Raw genomic sequence first — 16,117 nt, 5'->3', positions numbered from 1 at the left:
GCGGGCGAGCCAGGCCACGGCGCGTCACAAGACGCACCGGGCAATGCTCGAAAAACCCTATATCAGATGTGGTAGATGTCGATGACCTGGCGGACGTAGTCGTTCTTCAGCACCACCTTCTTGGCCTTGATCAGCGGCTGCTCGCCGCGCAGGTCGAGGGTGTAGAAGCTGTTGCCGAAGTAACTGTCGGTGGTCTTGTAGCGGAAGCTCAGGGTGTGCCAGTTGAAGCGCACCTGGCAGTTGTCCTCGCCCTGCTCGACGATCTCGATGTTGCTGATGTTGTGCGAGGTGCGGGTGTCGGGCACGGTCGCACTGGAGCGCTCGGTCTTGATGCGGAACACACGGTCTTCCAGGCCGCCACGGTTGCCGTACCAGATCAGCGAGATTTCGCTTTGTGGGTCTTCGGTGAGGGTGTCGTCATCGTCCCAGCTCGGCATCCAGAAGCTGGCATCGCTGGCGTACAGTTCCAGCCACTGGTCCCACTGGGCATCGTCCAGGTAGCGCGCTTCGCGGTACAGGAAGTCGCGCACGGTGTCATACAGGCTCATTGCACGGCCTCCACGGGGATCAGCTGCTGTTCGTCCTTGAGGGCCTGGATCATGGTGTCCTGCCAGTACTTGTGCTGCAGCACGAACAGGCCTTCGTCCTCGGTGCGCACGCCCGACAGCAGGGGTTCGAGTTCAATCTCCTTGGCCGCCTCATCGGCGCCTTCGACCCAGTGTTTCGCGCCACGGGACATGTCGTTCCAGCCAGTGCCGCCACCATAGCCGGTCTGGCACGAGCGGAATTCTTCCAGGTCGTCCGGGGTGGCCATGCCGCTGACGTTGAAGAAGTCTTCGTACTGGCGGATACGCTTGGCGCGGGCATCGGCGCTCTCGCCTTTCGGCGCGATGCAGTAGATGGTGATTTCGGTCTTGTTCACCGAAATCGGCCGGGCAACGCGGATCTGCGAGCTGAACTGGTCCATCAGGTACACGTTGGGGTACAGGCACAGGTTGCGCGAGTTTTCGATCATCCAGTCGGCACGTGCCTGGCCGAAGTCGGCGGCCAGTTGGTCGCGGCGCTCATAGGCCGGGCGGTCTTCCGGGTTGGCCCAACGGGTCCACAGCAGCAGGTGGCCGTGGTCGAAGGAATAGAAACCGCCGCCCTGCTTGGCCCAGGCGCCAGCACTCATGGTCTTGATCTCGTCACCCGCCTCGCGCTGCTTGCGCTGGTTCTGGGTGGCGGCGTAGTTCCAGTGCACGGAGCTTACGTGGTAGCCGTCAGCGCCGTTTTCGGCGGTGAGCTTCCAGTTGCCTTCGTAGATGTACGAGCTGGCACCGCGCAGCACTTCCAGGCCTTCAGGCGACTGATCGACGATCATGTCGATGATCTTCGCCGACTCGCCCAGGTGCTCGACCAGCGGCTTCACATCGGCGTTCAGGCTGCCGAACAAGAAGCCCCGGTACGACTCGAAGCGTGCCACCTTGGTCAGGTCGTGGGAGCCGTCGCAGTTGAAGCTGTCGGGGTAGCCGGCGTTGCTGGGGTCTTTCACTTTCAGCAGTTTGCCGCTGTTGTTGAACGTCCAGCCGTGGAACGGGCAGGTATAGCTGGAACGGTTGCCGCGCTTGTGCCGGCACAGCATGGCACCGCGGTGGCTGCAGGCGTTGAGGAAGGCATTGAGCTCACCGTCCTTGTTGCGCGCGATGAAAATCGGCTGGCGCCCCATGGTCAGGGTGAGGAAGTCATTCTTCTCGGGGATCTGGCTTTCGTGGGCCAGGTAGATCCAGTTGCCCTCGAAGATGTGTTTCATCTCCAGGTCGAACAGCCGTGGGTCGGTGAACATCTCCCGCTTGCAGCGGTAGATGCCCTTTTCACGGTCGTCCTCGAGCATGGCATTGAGGTAGTCGAATCCCAGGGACATGGCCAGGGTCTCCCTTGTTATTGTTTAGACCTGGTCAGGTTAGGGAGACGGCTGGCGGGGGGCTATCCGGATTGTGCAGAACGTTATCCAGATTTACGGATGTTCGGTACTTTTTCGGTAACTTCAGAAAATGGCAATGCTTCGAACAACTCACGCTTTTCTAAAAATCCTTTTGCAGCTACCAGGTGTCGATCAACCCATTGTTTGATACTTAACACCTCCTGCAATGTCTCCCGGGCTGCTTGGGCATCCACCGGGAGACGTTCCTTCTCAAAGTGCTTTACAGCCAGGTTAAAACGATTCGCTCTGCTTTGGAACCAGCCAGCAGCTCGCTTTAGTCGCTGTACGTCATTTGGGTGCCACGATTGGTTTCTTTTGGCGTGTTTTATCCTGGCTGGGAGGGTACTGTCGAATTCATCCACTGCCTTCTGCACACCGAGGGTTTTCAAGGCCGGAGCTTTTTGACCCCACTGATATGATGCCGCCGAGCGGAGTCCCCATCGCTTGGTAAATAAACCGCCCGCAATGAAGCTGCTGGGCGGATAGTCAACGTGACCAGTTGGAACGTGACCACTCGGATCCACTTTGTTCACTGGATCACCCTTGCAATAACAATACGCATTGGCCCCCCCATCACCGAACGGGCTCAAGCTGTCTGGCGCATTGAACCGCATCAGCACCGGGCTGAATGCGCGATATCCATCGCCCAGCAAATAGTGCCCCGTGAGAGTGTCTTTCCGCTGGCCGGTGAATCGCAACAACGCTGATGCATCAGTATTTTGGCTGTCCCAGCCATACGCCGTGTAGTGCATCAGGTTCGTTGCATTTCGCCCAATGCATCCCTGAACCGAGCCTTGTAGATCCGCTGCGTAAAGCGCTGCCTGGACACCATCACGCTGCGCCAGCGTCCGGCCTGCTGCGCGCACCAAAGCCGAAGCTTCTGCGCCAACATATTTGACCAGCGAAAGTCCTTCGGGAGCGTAGAAATAAATTTGTTTCTGCGACTGCTGCATGGCTGTCACCATTCGTCCGGCATAGAACTAATGGTGGTTTAACAGCAAAGCGCTCGCAACTGGCATAAATGCCAGGTCTACAAGCCAAACGCCGTCACGCGCGCCGCTTGAATGTCTGTGAAGGCAACTCGCCAAACTGCTGCCGATAAGTCTCGGAAAACCGCCCCAGATGAAGGAAACCGTAATCCAGGGCCAATTCCGTCACACTGCGCACGCCACAAGTAGGGTCGCTCAGGCAGGCATGCACCCGTTCCAGTTTCCGCTGGCGCACGTAATGCTTGGGCGTGATGCCCAAGTGCTGGTCGAACAACGCATACAGCGAACGCAAACTCATGCAAGCCTGCTCCGCCAGCACTTCAGCCGACAATTCCAGTTTCAGGTTGCGTTCGATGTAATCAAGAATGCGCTCTAGCCCGGCCTGCGGGGCACTGAGGCTCTCGCGGCGGATATTGGTGCTCATCAGAGTCAGCAGCTTGCTGGCGACAATCTGGCTGTAATGGCCCTGCACCCTGGGCAGCGAATCGCTCACTTCCGCCTCATGACAAACCATGGCCAGCAGGTTCACGAAGCCATCCAGCTCATCCAGCCGGTAATGATTGCGCAAGAACCGCACGCCCCCATCAGGCCGCTGCCAGCGCTGTTCATCGCAGATCGAGTCCAGCAGCCGGGTCGGCACCTTGAGGATGAACTTCTCGCAGTCTTCCGAGTAAGTCAGGTCAACCGGGTCGTCCGGGTTGATCAGCAGCAGCTCGCCCGGCACCAGGTGCTGCTCGCGCTTGTGCCCGCGCCACAGGCAGTTGCCATTGAGCAAGACTTGCAGGTGGTAGATGGTTTCCAGCGCGGGCGACGTCACGCGAACACTGCCGCCATAGCTGATACGGCACAGGTCGAGCTCGGCGAACTTGCGATGGCTGAGGCTGGCCTGGGGGTGGGTGGTGCGGGACAGACCGATGCAATGCTGGCCTACATGCTGGTTCACATAATCGGACACAGCGTAAGGGTCGGCGTGGTGAAACACGCTACTGCGCTCGCTCAGCAGGCGGCTTTCCATAGGCAAGGCACTCGGTCCCGTTATTGTTCTGGTCACCGCGCCCTACCGCCTTGTGGGCTGTGGTTGCGGTCATCACGGTCATTCTATCGGGCTGGCAGCGCGTCGCAGGGGCAGGCGACAGCCGGCAGACAGGGACACTACAGCAAAAAGGCGGGGGTTGGGCAATGCAACGATGGGATTGGCTGGGCGGATAGCGGACAGCTGCGGAGTCATGTGTGTTCGTTTATCGAACAGTATCTTCCGGTACTTGCGGGGCCTGCACGTGACGGCGGACCAGGCGCTCCCGCAACGACCGTCATTCACTGCACCGGTAGGAAGTTCATCAGCAACAGGCTTTGCGCGTAATTCAAGCCAATGCGCCGATAACGCTCATCCAGCAACTCGGCCAACAAGTCCAGCCGCGCGACGATCTTGCCGAACTCAACGGCAAAACTCAGGTTGCTGCCCTCCTCCGAGATTTCGTTCGAGAACAGCAGCAACACCCCATTGGCATCTTGCCGCTGGCTGAGCATCCATGTTGCCTTCTCGATATTGCGCGCGGCGTTGTTGACGAACAGGGGGTCGATGGTATCGGTCATGTAGAACTCGGTACGCCCGCCATGCGCGGTGATCAGCATGCTGCCGATGGCGTAGATGAAGGCGCCGACCCGATCCCCGCGAAACTCCGGGCTAAGGGCGTAGCTCAATGCCGCCAGGTCACGGCGGTTGCCCAGTTGCGGCAGCGGCCGGCGCTGTTCGATGGCGATGCGGATCTGTCGCTCGGCAGTGGCGGCGTCAAGGTAGCCAGACATCTTCCACTGGCTGGGGTTGCGCAGGTACAGCTTGTTCATCAGCAGGTACAGGCTTTGCAGGTTGTCGCGCATCGACAGCGTGGCCAGGCGGTCGACGCTGGTCTGGAACAGCTCGCTGGGTTTGCCGTTGCCGAGCTGGTTGACCATGTCACGGCCCTGCTGCTGCGTACAGGCGCACAGGCATGCCAGGGCACCTGTCAGTAGCAGGCGGGGGAGGAAATTCGCGTAGCTTGCAACCATCGGCACCGGGTCGATATTGGGCGGCTGCGCCGGGAGTCAGCGCGGCCTGGCCAAGCATAGAGCCCGAAAATGGGAAAAAGTGCGGTGGCTGGAGAGAATGCAAACCTGTGGCGGCCTCTTCGCGGGTAACCCGCTCCCACAAGAAGGGACTCGCCCGCGAAGAGGCCAGGAGCGAAGAACCCGGATCACATGGCGTGGCGCAACATCTCCAGCACCTGCGCATGCAGCACAGGGTCACCACAGGCCACCACACACCCGCCATCCTGCGCCGAACTGCCATCCCACGCGGTGATCACGCCACCCGCCCCTTCGATAATTGGCATCAGCGCCTGTACGTCATACGGCTGAAGGCTCGCTTCGACGATCACGTCGACAAAGCCCGAGGCCAGCATGCAGTAGGCATAGCAATCACCGCCATAACGCATCAACCGCGCCTTGCCGGCGACCGCTTCGAATGCCGCCTTGCGCTCGGCGGTGTCGAACATGTCCGGCGTGGTGCACATCAGTGTGGCGGCAGACAGGTCGGCGCAGGCACGCGTCTTCAGGGGCGTGCCACTGCGCCAGGCGCCTGCCGGGGTACCCACGAAACGTTCGCCGGTGAACGGCTGGTTCATCACCCCCAGCACGGGGCGGGTGCCGTCATTCAGGGCAATCAAGGTGCCCCACAGCGGCAAGCCGGTAATGAAGGCGCGTGTGCCATCGATCGGGTCCAGCACCCAGGTCAACGGGCTGCTGCCCACGGCAACGCCGGCCTCTTCGCCAAGAATGCCGTGCTCGGGGTAACGTGCCTGGATCAACTCACGCATGGCGTCTTCGGCGGCCTTGTCGGCCACGGTCACCGGGTCGTACAGACGCCCGCCCTTGTCCTCGACATCCAGGCTGGCGCGGAAGTATGGCGCGATCGCTGCAGCGGCAGCATCGGCCAATTGCTCGGCAAAGGCGCGATACTCAACGATCTGTTCAGCACTCAGGGACATGGGACGAGCCTCGTGACAATGATGGGGCACGCATCATACCCGACACATCGCCCCGGTGTACGCTGTGGCAGTCTAGACTGAAACTGATCAGGTCAGCGGGGGGGCTGCCACGCGTGGAGGTGTGCGATGAGCCAGTTCAAACGTCTGTTCGTCATGCTCGGCCCGCAAATGCGTCATACGCCTGCGCTGCAACGCGCGGCGGCGTTGGCAGAGTCCAGCGGTGCCCTGCTGGATATCAATGTGTTCGTCGACGACGTCGACACCTTTGGCTTGATGAGCGATGGTCGTGAGCGTGAGCGGCTGCTCAGCGACAACCGCCAATGGCTGGCGGATGAGGCCGAACAGCTGAGCGATGCCGGCGTGGACGTGTCCACCGAGCTGTTGTTGACCCGCGACCCGCTGGGCAGCGTACTGGAACGGGTCGAACGGCTGGGCTGCGATCTGCTGGTCAAGGACGTACAGCACGAGCCCGTACTCAAACGCCTGCTGGTCACGCCGCTGGACTGGCAGTTGCTCAAGGACAGCCCGGTCGCCGTGCACCTGGTCAGCGACATTCGCCTGCCCCTGCCACGGCAGATCGCTGCGGCGGTGGACCTGAACAGCCACGGCGCTGGCGAACACCTGGACGAGCAGGTCATCCAGTGCGCCCATGACCTGGCCCTGCAGTGCAACGCCGAACTGCACCTGCTGCATGTGTGCGACGCGGCCAAGACCCACATCGCCGACTTCGGCGCCGGTACGGTCACCATGCCCGGCTTCGACAGCAGTGTGCGAACCGCGCAGCGGGCGGCGTTCAACCGCCTGGGCGACCATCACCAGATCCCGCTGGAGCGCCGGCACTTCCTCGAAGGGGCCGCGATCAGGGCCATTGCCCAGTTCGTCGGCCACAACCGGGTGGACGTGATCGTCATGGGCAGCCACCGGCATGACGCCATGCAGACATTCCTGGGCGGGACAACGGCGCATGTGCTGGAACACCCGCTGTGCAATGTGCTGGCGATCAAGGCTGTTCGCTGAGCTTCAGCAGCCTGCTCAGGGGCCAGGCAGGAATAACCTTGTACTGCGAAGAGGCACTTGCACCCACAGAGCAGCTGCTAACCTGTGGGCCCCTTCGCAGTGCCCAGCAGGCACTGTTGTCACTGACGCTTTATCTTCGCTGGTATCTGGTACACCAGTGCCACTCAAAATTAATGCATTTGATAATGATTCGTAGTATGTTCGCGGCGTTTCCCGACCCAGCCCCTCAGCGCCCTATTCAAGGACCGTACTGTCGATGCGCCGCACGTTCGTTTCGCTTTGTGTGCTTCATGCTGTCTCCCCGCTGGCCTTTGCCGAGCCTGAAACGCTCAGCGACCCTAATCAGATCGAACTCCAGGCCCTGAGCATCACCAGTACTGCCGACAGCGAACGCGCCGACGGCCCTGTCGAAGGCTACAAGGCCACCCGCTCGGCCAGTGCCACCCGCACCGACACGGCGCTGCACGAAACCCCGCAATCGGTCAGCGTGGTGCCCAAGGATGTGCTGGTAGACACGGGCGCCACGCGCCTGCAGGAAGGCCTGGACTACGCCGGTGGTGTCGGCCGCGCCAACAACTTCGGTGGCCAGGGCCTGACAACCTTCACTGTGCGTGGCTTCACGACCGGCGAGTTCTATCGCAACGGCTTTCCGATCAACCGCGGCTACCCCAACGCCCCGGATGCCAACACCGTCGAACGACTGGAGGTCATCCGTGGCCCGGCCAGCAGCCTGTACGGCCGTGGCGACCCCGGCGGTACGTTCAACGTGGTCAGCAAGCAGCCGTTGCCGGAGTCCAAGGTCACCCTTGGCAGCCAGTTCGACGACCAGGGCATGCACCGTGCCACCCTCGATGCCACCGGGCCGCTGAGCCAGGACGGCGCGCTGGCCTACCGCCTGAACGTACTGGGTGAAGGCGGCGACAGCTTCCGCGACGATGTCGAAAGCGAACGCTACGATGTCGCCCCTGTTATCAGCTGGCAGGTCAACGACGCCACGAAGATCACCTTCGAAGGCGACTTCATGCGCAACAACCACCCCCTCGATCGCGGCCTGACCCGCTACCCCACCCAGACTGGCAGCGCCTCGCGCGATACCTACATCTGGGAGAAAGGCAGCGACAACCTGCTGCACAACGACAACAACATGGCCCAGGTGCGCTTCGAGCACCTGCTCAACGACAACTGGACGCTGGGCGGTGGATTCCAGTACCTCGATGGCTCGCTCAAGGGTAATGCGGTCGAGGGGAGCAATTTACTGGCAGACGGCCGCACCCTGCAGCGGAACTTCAACTACCGCAAGCTGGAATGGACCGACCGTGACTGGCAATTGAACCTGACCGGGCATTTCGATACCGGTACGCTCAGCCACACCCTGCTGACAGGCATCGAGTACGAGAACTATCACTACAGCTCCATCATCCGACGTTCCAGCGCGTCCTACCCGATCGACATCTACGACCCGGTACTCGGCCAACCGAGACCGGCGCTGGCTGCGGTCCCAACGACCTGGGACAGTGAGAACCTGCAGACCTGGGCCTTCTTCATCCAGGATCAGGTGGCGCTGACCGAGCGTCTGAAGGCGTTGGCTGGTGTACGCTTCGAGCGCTTCGAGCACGATTACGACGATAAGCGACCTGCCAATCGGGACTTCAGCAAGGGCGAAAACGGCGTCACGCCACGCTTTGGCCTGATCTACGACCTGACTGACACCGTGGCGGTCTATGCCAATACTGCGCGCTCGTTCAAGCCCAACACAGGCACGCCTGCCAGCGGCGGTGGCTTCGACCCGGAAAAGGGCAAGTCGTACGAGCTGGGTGTGAAATGGGAAGCGTTGGACCGGCAGTTGAGCGTCGACGCGGCGATCTATCAGATCACCAAGGAAAACGTCCTGACTCGCGACCCGAACGACTCGACCAATACCTACAGCATTGCCGCCGGCGAAGTGCGCAGCCGTGGCCTGGACATCAACGTCGCCGGCAACCTCACCCCCGAATGGCGCATGATCGGTGGCTATGCCTACGTCGACGCCGAAGTCACCAAGGACACCACCCTGCCCAAGGGAACGCACCTGGCCAATATCCCGCGCAACACCTTCAGCCTGCTGAACACCTACGAGTTCCAGGATGGCCTGGCCAAAGGCCTTGGCCTGGGCGTAGGCGTGAAGTATGTAGACGACCGTGCAGGGCAGACATCGGCAGCCACCTACACGATGGAACGCTACAGCGTGGTCGACCTGTTGAGCTTCTACAAGGTCAACGAACACGTGCGGTTGAACCTGGACGTGAAGAACGTGTTCAACAAGGGGTATGACGAGGGCGCGTTCAACAGCTACGTATACCCCGGCGCACCGCGCACGGTGCAGGCCGGCGTTTCCTATACCTTCTGAATTGCCGGGGCCGCGCAGTGGCCCCGTAATGTCAGAACGCTGTGCTGTAGAACAGCGAGTACGACTCTATGCCGTCGTTTGGCTGCTTTATCCCGGCGTTGGAGTAGTGCATGGCACGGATGCCTACCTTCTGTTCTCCCGGCAACTTCAGGCCAAAGCCGATACGGTCTTCAAAGTTGACCGCCGACCCCAGTCGCTGGTCGCCCACGTCGGTCTTTGAAAACGCTGCCAGGCCAATACCTGCCTCGATGTAAGGCGTGTAGGTAAAGCCGCTGAACTCATACGTGAACACCGGGCTGAACGACAGCGAATGCGCACCACTGGCATCGCCACCTTCCCAATAGGTGTAGGCCGCATCCCAGTAACCGCTCACATGGCCGGTGCTGCTTTCCAGCCATTTCTTGTCCCAGTCGAACGACATGCCGATACGGTAAGTCATGTCACCTTGGCCGGTGGCACCCACGGCACCTGATATCTGCGCAGCCTGGACCAGATCGGCCCCGGCAAAGGCCAGCACTGCTACGGCCAGCGAAGCTGCTAGACGGGTTTTCATCAACGACTCTCCTGATGGTCTACACGGCAAGCGGGGGCTTGGGCCCCTCGATGTTTTGCGCTGACCGGTGCATCCAGACCGGTCATACGAAGTAATACTTTTCTGATTATTGTCCAGATAATCAGAAAGTTGGAAGTGTATTGCCACTATTGGCTAAATCACTTGGTAAAGATGTGCCTGCCGGGCACAGGAATTCGCGAGGCGTAACCTGACCTCAGGCAGGAGTACAGGCGTACTCCTGCCCGACTTTTCATCAACGCCAGTTAAGGTTAACGGTCGTGGGCGCCTTGCCCGTGACGGTCGCCCACTGCTGCACTGCCTGGCCTTGGGCATTGCCAATGACCTTGTATTTGCCGGGAGGCAATTGCACATACAGCAGCGGCCCGGCATCGCTGACACTGAGTACGGGCTGGCCCTGGGCATTCTGGATATCGACGGTAGCCCCGCTCTGGAACTTGCCTTCCGGGCCGGTCGAAAGCTCTACGTGCAGGTCATAACCCGTGGTCTTGCGCAGGGCATTGGCCTCGTCCTGGCCGATACCGCCCTGCAGGTAGCGCACGCCATTCTGCTCCTGCGGTTGCAACTGCACGGCCTGCATGTCGATGGGGGCATTGAGGTCGGCAGCGGCGGCCAGGGTCCATGGCAGGGCCAGGGTGATCAGCAAGGCAGCGCCGAGCGCATAGTGATGGTTACGCATGGTACGACCCTCCTTTCGAGGATGGCTTACCTATTATCTGATCCTCCCAGCGAAAGGGTGTTCGTGCTGATGCCTGGTCATGTCGGTGAAATGCACTTCAGATAATCAGGTTATCGAGTGAAAACATCAGCTTGCGCGGCCTTCTTCAAGCAACTTCACGAACATGCTCAAACTGCGCGAGACCGTACCTCGTCGCCATACCAGCCAGGTTTTCAGATAGCGGAAGTCCTCCGACATTGGCCAGGCGCTGACGGTGCTGCACCCGGGCATATTGTCGAGCATGCTGCGCGGCAGCATGGCCAGGCCGGCACCCGCACTGACGCAGGCCAACATGCCGTGGTACGACTCCATTTCGTGAATCTTGCCCGGTACCGCCTGGTCCTGCACGAACCAGTTTTCGAAGTGATGGCGGTATGAACAGTTGGCGCGGAAGGCGTAGATGCTTTCACCGTTCACGTCCTGCGCGCGGGTCACCGGTGTATGGTTGAGCGGCGCAATGACCATCATCTCTTCCTCGAACACCGGTATGCCCTCCAGCGTCGGGTGCAGCACCGGGCCGTCGACGAACGCGGCCACCAGGCGGCCAGACAACACGCCTTCGAGCATGGTCCCGGAGGGCCCGGTGGACAGGTCAAGGTCAACCTTGGGGTAGCGCTGGTTGTAGGCGGCCAGCAGCGCCGGGATGCGCACCGCCGCCGTGCTTTCCAGCGATCCGAGGGCAAAGGTGCCCTGCGGGTCTTCACCCGCCACGGTCAGCCGCGCCTCATGGACCAGGTCGAGGATGCGCCGGGTGTATTCGAGGAAGTTCCAACCCGCAGGCGACAGGCGCAGGCGGCTCTTCTCGCGAATGAACAGCTCTACACCCAGGTCCTCCTCCAGTTGCTTGATGCGCGTGGTCAGGTTCGACGGCACCCGATGGATGTGCTGCGCGGCGGCGCTGATGCTGCCCTGCTCTGCCACAGCCTTGAAGATCTCCAGTTGCACCAGGTCCACAGCCATTCTCCAAACGTGAATGTTTCGCTCATTATTATTCAGTTTTCATTAAAGCCATAGCCCACTAGTCTGGCCTCACTGATTAACAACATCGAGAGTGTCCCGCCATGAGCGCGATCAGCAGCCTGACCCACGCCATCTCCCTCGACCCGTACAGCGGCGAGCAGATCGGCGCCTACCCGTTCGACACCGACGCCGCACTGGAAGCGGCGCTGCAACGCGCCAAGGTTGGCTACCGCCAGTGGCGCCAGGTGTCGCTGGGTCAGCGCAGCGAGTACCTGCTGGCCCTGGCCGACACCCTCGAAGCCAAGGCTGAAGCTTTCGCGCACATGATCAGCCGCGAAATTGGCAAGCCGATCGCCCAGGCTCGCGGTGAAGTCAGCAAGTGTGTAGGCCTTTGCCGCTGGTACGCCGAGCACGGCCCGGCCATGCTCGCCGCCGAGCCGACCCAGGTCGAAAAAGCCCGTATCGAATACCGCCCGCTGGGCCCGATCCTGGCCGTGATGCCGTGGAACTTCCCGGTCTGGCAGGTGCTGCGCGGCGCCGTGCCGGCGATTCTGGCGGGTAACACCTACGTGCTCAAGCACGCACCGAACGTGATGGGCAGCGCCTACCTGATGGCTGAGCTGTTCAAGGATGCCGGCCTGCCGGAAGGCGTGTTCGAAGTGCTGAACGTGACCCCGGATGGCGTCACCCGCGCCATCAACGATCCGCGCATCGCCGCCGTGACCCTGACCGGCAGCGTGCGTGCCGGCATGGCGATTGGTGCACAGGCCGGCGCCGCGCTGAAGAAGTGCGTGTTGGAGCTGGGTGGCTCCGATCCCTTCATCGTGCTGGCCGATGCCGACCTGGATGCTGCCGTCCAGGCCGCGGTGATAGGCCGCTACCAGAACACCGGCCAGGTGTGCGCCGCCGCCAAGCGCCTGATCGTGGAAGCCAGCATCGTCGACGCGTTCACCCACAAGTTCGTTGAAGCCACTCGCCAGTTGAAAGTCGGCAACCCGCTGGAGGACGACACCTATATCGGCCCGATGGCCCGCTATGACCTGCGCGACGAGTTGGATGGCCAGGTTCAGGCGACGCTGGCCGAAGGCGCCACGTTGCTGCTGGGCGGCAACAAGGTCGAAGGCGTGGCCAACTTCTACGCGCCGACCGTGTTCGCCAATGTCACCCCGGACATGACCGCGTTCAAGCAGGAGCTGTTCGGCCCGGTAGCGGCGATCATCACTGCACGCGATGCCGACCATGCCGTGGAACTGGCCAACGACAGCGAGTTTGGCCTGGCCTCGACCATCTACACAGCCGACTATGCGCTGGCCGAACGCATGACCGCCGCACTGGATACCGGTGGCGTGTTCATCAACGGCTACTGCGCTTCGGACCCCCGCGTGGCGTTTGGTGGCGTGAAGAAGAGTGGTTTCGGCCGTGAGCTGTCGCACTTTGGTGTGCGCGAGTTCACCAATGCCCAGACCGTGTGGCTGGACCGTAACTGATTCATGACCCTGGGGCTGCTTTGCGGCCCCAGCTGCTTCAATCCCGAACCTGGTCCTTGACCCAGTCCAGCATCCCCCCCGGCACGATCAATTCATGCCGCGCCCGCGAACAGGCGGTATACAACCCCGCCAGCATACGCGCCCGTTCATTGCGGTTACCCGCCACCTGTGGCGCCACCATCAGCTCCGGCGACACCATCACCCGGGCAAACTCCATGTTCTTCACATCCCGTACTCGCCCCAGGAACAGCTTCGGCGCCTTGTCCCAGCGGTAACGGCTCTTGGCTTTGGCAAAGTGCTCCGGCGTGTAGCCTTTGCGCAGCATGTTGGCCACGGCGACGAACGCTTTGTCATCGCCCTTGTCCTGTTCCAGCGCCTGCCAGCTGGCATAGCGGAACAGCATCGGGTGGCGCGGCCGGGTGCCGTAGCGGTACAGCTCGATGCAGTCCTCGACGAACAGTTCAAAGTCCTTGCGAGCGCTTTTCAGCAACAAGAACGGCACCCCCTGATGCGTGAGGCGCTGGAACCAGCCAAACAGGCCCCATTCATCATCGACGATAAGCGCCGTGGGCTGTTCCGGCACCATCACCGTATCGAAGAAGCTGACCCGGGTGTAGTGCTCGGCGCTGCCACTGAAGGCCGCCTGGATCGTGGCCGGGTGCGCCTGGATCAACGGGTTGAGCACATTGTCCATTGCCGGCCCGGCGCGCAGTGAATGGTCGATGCAGCGTTGCCGGATGAAGCTGCCATGGTGCGGGCTGAGGCCGTTGAGGTTTTGCAGTTCGTCACCCAGGGTAATGATCGACTGCGGACTGCGATCGAGTACCGCCAGCATCGGTGCCGACAGCTCGTGGGCTTCGTCGACGATGACATGAGTGTAACGGCTGTCGATCACATGCTCGGTCAGCGACAGCAGCTTGACCCGGTGGTAGTCACGCACCGGCAGCTGAATGTCCCGCGCCGACGGGCGAATCAGCTCTTGCCAGTACAGGCGTGCCTTTTCCAGCAGCACCTCCTGATCCAGCGGCGAGGTGCCAGGCCCGGCCCAGGGCAAGTGGTGCAGCTGAAGCTGGGTATCGGCACTGTGGCAGAACGTGCGCACGGCGCGGATACACAAGGCAACCACATCACGCGCTGCGAGCGGGCCGATATCTGGGATGGACAGCCAGCGCACCACTTGCGCTTCCTGGGGGCGCCAGGACAGCTTGGTGCGGTACGGATCGCGCAATCGCCAGCCGTTGCTGGTGAGGTCACGGTTGAGCAGCTCGTCAGCCAGTTGGCCGAAGGTCAGCGCGGTATAGGCGGCAGCGTCCTTGACCCGCGCCTGCAGCGCGCGCAACTGGCCTTCAGTCAAGGCCAGCAGCAAGGTGCGCTGTGGCTCCAGCAGCCGGGCGAACTGGTGAATCAGGAAGGTCTTGCCGGTGCCGGCGAAACCTTGCACAGCCACAGACTCGTCGATGCCACTGAGGAATTCGCGCAGCAGGCGGTTCTGCTGGTCGCTGAGCATCAAGTCACTGGCCAGCGACGGCAGGTATACCGGGTGCAGCGGCGTGGCCCGTTGGCGGTAGCGGTCGGCGAACTGGAAGTTCCACTGGCCTTCGTCATCCAGCCATTCGTCCGCCTGGTACTGCACTTCGGCCGACAGCAGTGCAATGCCGTTTTCGCCCAGCATGCCCAGGCCCATGGCGAACGCTTCGCGATCGAATTGCTGTGCTACCTGGGCCTGGAAGCGCCCGGGGGCGACACCTTCGACTTCGTTGGCGATGCGCACGATTTCGGCGAAACGACGCTCCTGCGCGTCGGCCGAGGCGGTGGCAGGCTGGCGTGGCAGGTTTTGCACGAACAGCACGGTAGCGGCATCGACAACACTGGCGGTGGTGAAGAACTCGGTAACGGCCGCGCTGGCGAGGCGGTCGGCCTGGTCGCTGGGCAAAGGCAGGTAGAACATCGGCACCTCGGGTGAAATCAGGGCGGCACGATAGCAACTTTTGGCGTGGAATGCTGGGTTCAGTGTTGCCTGGGCTGGCCGCCTCAAACCCTGCAGCGCTTCAATGTTTCACTGGGAAACTCCTTGAACAACTGCCGGTAACTCTCTGAAAACCTTCCTAAATGCCAGAACGACCAGCGCATCGCCACCTCGGCCACGGTCACGCCGCCACCGCGCAACAGATCACGCCGCGCACCGTTGAGCCGGCGCAGGCGCAGCCAGTGCGCCGGCGGCATGCCGGTAAACGCCTTGAACGCCTGCTGCAACTGGCGCAGGGAAACCCCAGCCACGTCTGCCAGCTCAAGCAGGTTCAGCGTCTCTTCCGGGCAGTCGGCCGCCCATTCGCTGACCCGGTGCATGATCGCCCTTTCCTCGTCCCGCCGCCCCAGGGCCACGCCCTGCAAACGCTGGCTGGCGTTGTCGAGAATGAACAGGCAGTCCTCCAGCAGCTGCTCAGCCAGGGCCTGCCCTTGCAACGGGCAACCCTCCTCGCCCAACCGGGTCAAGGTGGCGCTGAGCCAGCTGCCGAACAGCGCATTCTGGCCGCTGCCCAGTGGCACCATGAACAACCCTTCCAGGCGCTGCGGGTCCAGGCCATGGCGGGCCAGAAAGGCCTGGTCGAACACGACCGCCACCTCCTGGTAGTTCTCCGGCGTGATCCAGATATTGCGGCTTTGTTCGTTCAGCAGGTACAGGCTGTTCTCGCTGCGGTCGAAGCAAAACGCCAGCGAGCCGCTTGGCGCGCGAAAGAATTGCTCCACCCGGGTGTTCAGGCGCTCTTCGTACACCTCCACACCATCCAACCCCAGACACCGCAGCTCACCGCTGAAGTACCCGGGCGACATCTGCCGGTACTGCTGCTGCCAGCCAGGGGTGGCGCGCACTTGCTCGGTGACGTCAGTGGTGTGGAAAGCCTGGACCTTCAACGCATTGGCGGTTGTCACACATCGTCCTGTATGCACTCTTTTGGTGCATTCGATACTGAAGAAAGTGGATAGATCGCCCCGGGGGGCTGC

General features: G+C 61.7%; 14 protein-coding genes. 3 read left to right on the top strand and 11 right to left on the bottom strand.

What is annotated here, in order from left to right; translation table 11 throughout:
- Positions 1-62: 62 nt before the first annotated feature.
- The 6 genes from benB to hisN all read right to left on the bottom strand — a co-directional run bounded on the left by benB (position 63) and on the right by hisN (position 5,975).
- Complete coding sequence (gene benB, locus ACF8FB_RS17135) at positions 63-548, bottom strand: benzoate 1,2-dioxygenase small subunit (protein ID WP_392511589.1); 486 nt, start codon at positions 546-548, stop codon at positions 63-65.
- On the bottom strand, positions 545-1,903 hold the full coding sequence (benA, locus tag ACF8FB_RS17130) for a benzoate 1,2-dioxygenase large subunit (RefSeq protein ID WP_004374325.1): 1,359 nt from the start codon (positions 1,901-1,903) through the stop codon (positions 545-547). Before benA ends, benB begins: the two co-directional genes overlap by 4 nt.
- An 83-nt stretch (positions 1,904-1,986) precedes the next feature.
- Positions 1,987-2,916, bottom strand: a complete 930-nt coding sequence (locus ACF8FB_RS17125; protein WP_392511588.1) for an RHS repeat-associated core domain-containing protein — start codon at positions 2,914-2,916, stop codon at positions 1,987-1,989.
- A 94-nt stretch (positions 2,917-3,010) separates the two neighbouring features.
- Entirely contained in the window at positions 3,011-3,967 is a 957-nt protein-coding gene (gene benR, locus ACF8FB_RS17120) for a benABC operon transcriptional activator BenR (protein ID WP_392511587.1), read from the bottom strand.
- Between the two features lie 299 nt (positions 3,968-4,266).
- Positions 4,267-4,998, bottom strand: coding sequence for a hypothetical protein (locus ACF8FB_RS17115; protein WP_019751653.1), 732 nt, complete (start codon positions 4,996-4,998; stop codon positions 4,267-4,269).
- Positions 4,999-5,183: 185 nt separating this feature from the next.
- Positions 5,184-5,975, bottom strand: a complete 792-nt coding sequence (gene hisN, locus ACF8FB_RS17110) for a histidinol-phosphatase (protein WP_392510000.1) — start codon at positions 5,973-5,975, stop codon at positions 5,184-5,186.
- 126 nt (positions 5,976-6,101) lie between these two features.
- On the opposite strand from hisN, the gene ACF8FB_RS17105 reads away from it, so the two are divergent.
- Positions 6,102-6,992: a universal stress protein gene (locus ACF8FB_RS17105; protein WP_004374313.1), complete on the top strand. Its 891-nt coding sequence runs from the start codon at positions 6,102-6,104 to the stop codon at positions 6,990-6,992.
- Between the two features lie 256 nt (positions 6,993-7,248).
- Positions 7,249-9,378 (top strand): TonB-dependent siderophore receptor, encoded by a 2,130-nt coding sequence (locus tag ACF8FB_RS17100; RefSeq protein ID WP_392511586.1) that lies wholly within the window; start codon positions 7,249-7,251, stop codon positions 9,376-9,378.
- 31 nt (positions 9,379-9,409) lie between these two features.
- On the opposite strand, the gene ACF8FB_RS17095 is transcribed toward ACF8FB_RS17100, so the two are convergent.
- From ACF8FB_RS17095 to ACF8FB_RS17085, 3 genes are all read right to left on the bottom strand, one after another.
- Entirely contained in the window at positions 9,410-9,931 is a 522-nt protein-coding gene (locus ACF8FB_RS17095) for an acyloxyacyl hydrolase (RefSeq protein ID WP_020193020.1), read from the bottom strand.
- Positions 9,932-10,184: 253 nt separating this feature from the next.
- The gene (locus ACF8FB_RS17090) at positions 10,185-10,628 is read right to left on the bottom strand and encodes a hypothetical protein (protein WP_010954041.1); all 444 of its coding nucleotides are present in this window, start codon (positions 10,626-10,628) and stop codon (positions 10,185-10,187) included.
- Positions 10,629-10,754: 126 nt separating this feature from the next.
- On the bottom strand, positions 10,755-11,621 hold the full coding sequence (locus ACF8FB_RS17085; RefSeq protein WP_004374302.1) for a LysR family transcriptional regulator: 867 nt from the start codon (positions 11,619-11,621) through the stop codon (positions 10,755-10,757).
- Between the two features lie 107 nt (positions 11,622-11,728).
- On the opposite strand from ACF8FB_RS17085, the gene ACF8FB_RS17080 reads away from it, so the two are divergent.
- Positions 11,729-13,114, top strand: coding sequence for an aldehyde dehydrogenase family protein (locus ACF8FB_RS17080; RefSeq protein ID WP_350297845.1), 1,386 nt, complete (start codon positions 11,729-11,731; stop codon positions 13,112-13,114).
- A 37-nt stretch (positions 13,115-13,151) separates the two neighbouring features.
- On the opposite strand, the gene ACF8FB_RS17075 is transcribed toward ACF8FB_RS17080, so the two are convergent.
- Both ACF8FB_RS17075 and ACF8FB_RS17070 read right to left on the bottom strand, forming a co-directional pair.
- A complete protein-coding gene (locus ACF8FB_RS17075; RefSeq protein WP_049587821.1) occupies positions 13,152-15,062 on the bottom strand; it encodes an AAA family ATPase in 1,911 nt (636 codons plus the stop codon).
- 83 nt (positions 15,063-15,145) lie between these two features.
- Positions 15,146-16,045 carry a helix-turn-helix domain-containing protein gene (locus tag ACF8FB_RS17070; RefSeq protein ID WP_049587807.1) on the bottom strand — a complete coding sequence of 300 codons (900 nt, stop codon included), beginning with the start codon at positions 16,043-16,045 and terminating at the stop codon, positions 15,146-15,148.
- Positions 16,046-16,117 lie beyond the last annotated feature (72 nt).

The organism is Pseudomonas sp. yb_2 (assembly GCF_043103905.1).
Classification (GTDB): domain Bacteria; phylum Pseudomonadota; class Gammaproteobacteria; order Pseudomonadales; family Pseudomonadaceae; genus Aquipseudomonas; species Aquipseudomonas alloputida.
Note: the sequence above shows the minus strand (reverse complement) of the source record. Positions and strands in the feature narration are given on the sequence as shown.

Coding starts and splice junctions, on each gene's coding strand:
- benB (WP_392511589.1), bottom strand. CDS start 548: ATGAGCCTGTATGACACCGTGCGCGACTTCCTGTACCGCGAAGCGCGC.
- benA (WP_004374325.1), bottom strand. CDS start 1,903: ATGTCCCTGGGATTCGACTACCTCAATGCCATGCTCGAGGACGACCGT.
- ACF8FB_RS17125 (WP_392511588.1), bottom strand. CDS start 2,916: ATGCAGCAGTCGCAGAAACAAATTTATTTCTACGCTCCCGAAGGACTT.
- benR (WP_392511587.1), bottom strand. CDS start 3,967: ATGGAAAGCCGCCTGCTGAGCGAGCGCAGTAGCGTGTTTCACCACGCC.
- ACF8FB_RS17115 (WP_019751653.1), bottom strand. CDS start 4,998: ATGGTTGCAAGCTACGCGAATTTCCTCCCCCGCCTGCTACTGACAGGT.
- hisN (WP_392510000.1), bottom strand. CDS start 5,975: ATGTCCCTGAGTGCTGAACAGATCGTTGAGTATCGCGCCTTTGCCGAG.
- ACF8FB_RS17105 (WP_004374313.1), top strand. CDS start 6,102: ATGAGCCAGTTCAAACGTCTGTTCGTCATGCTCGGCCCGCAAATGCGT.
- ACF8FB_RS17100 (WP_392511586.1), top strand. CDS start 7,249: ATGCGCCGCACGTTCGTTTCGCTTTGTGTGCTTCATGCTGTCTCCCCG.
- ACF8FB_RS17095 (WP_020193020.1), bottom strand. CDS start 9,931: ATGAAAACCCGTCTAGCAGCTTCGCTGGCCGTAGCAGTGCTGGCCTTT.
- ACF8FB_RS17090 (WP_010954041.1), bottom strand. CDS start 10,628: ATGCGTAACCATCACTATGCGCTCGGCGCTGCCTTGCTGATCACCCTG.
- ACF8FB_RS17080 (WP_350297845.1), top strand. CDS start 11,729: ATGAGCGCGATCAGCAGCCTGACCCACGCCATCTCCCTCGACCCGTAC.
- ACF8FB_RS17075 (WP_049587821.1), bottom strand. CDS start 15,062: ATGTTCTACCTGCCTTTGCCCAGCGACCAGGCCGACCGCCTCGCCAGC.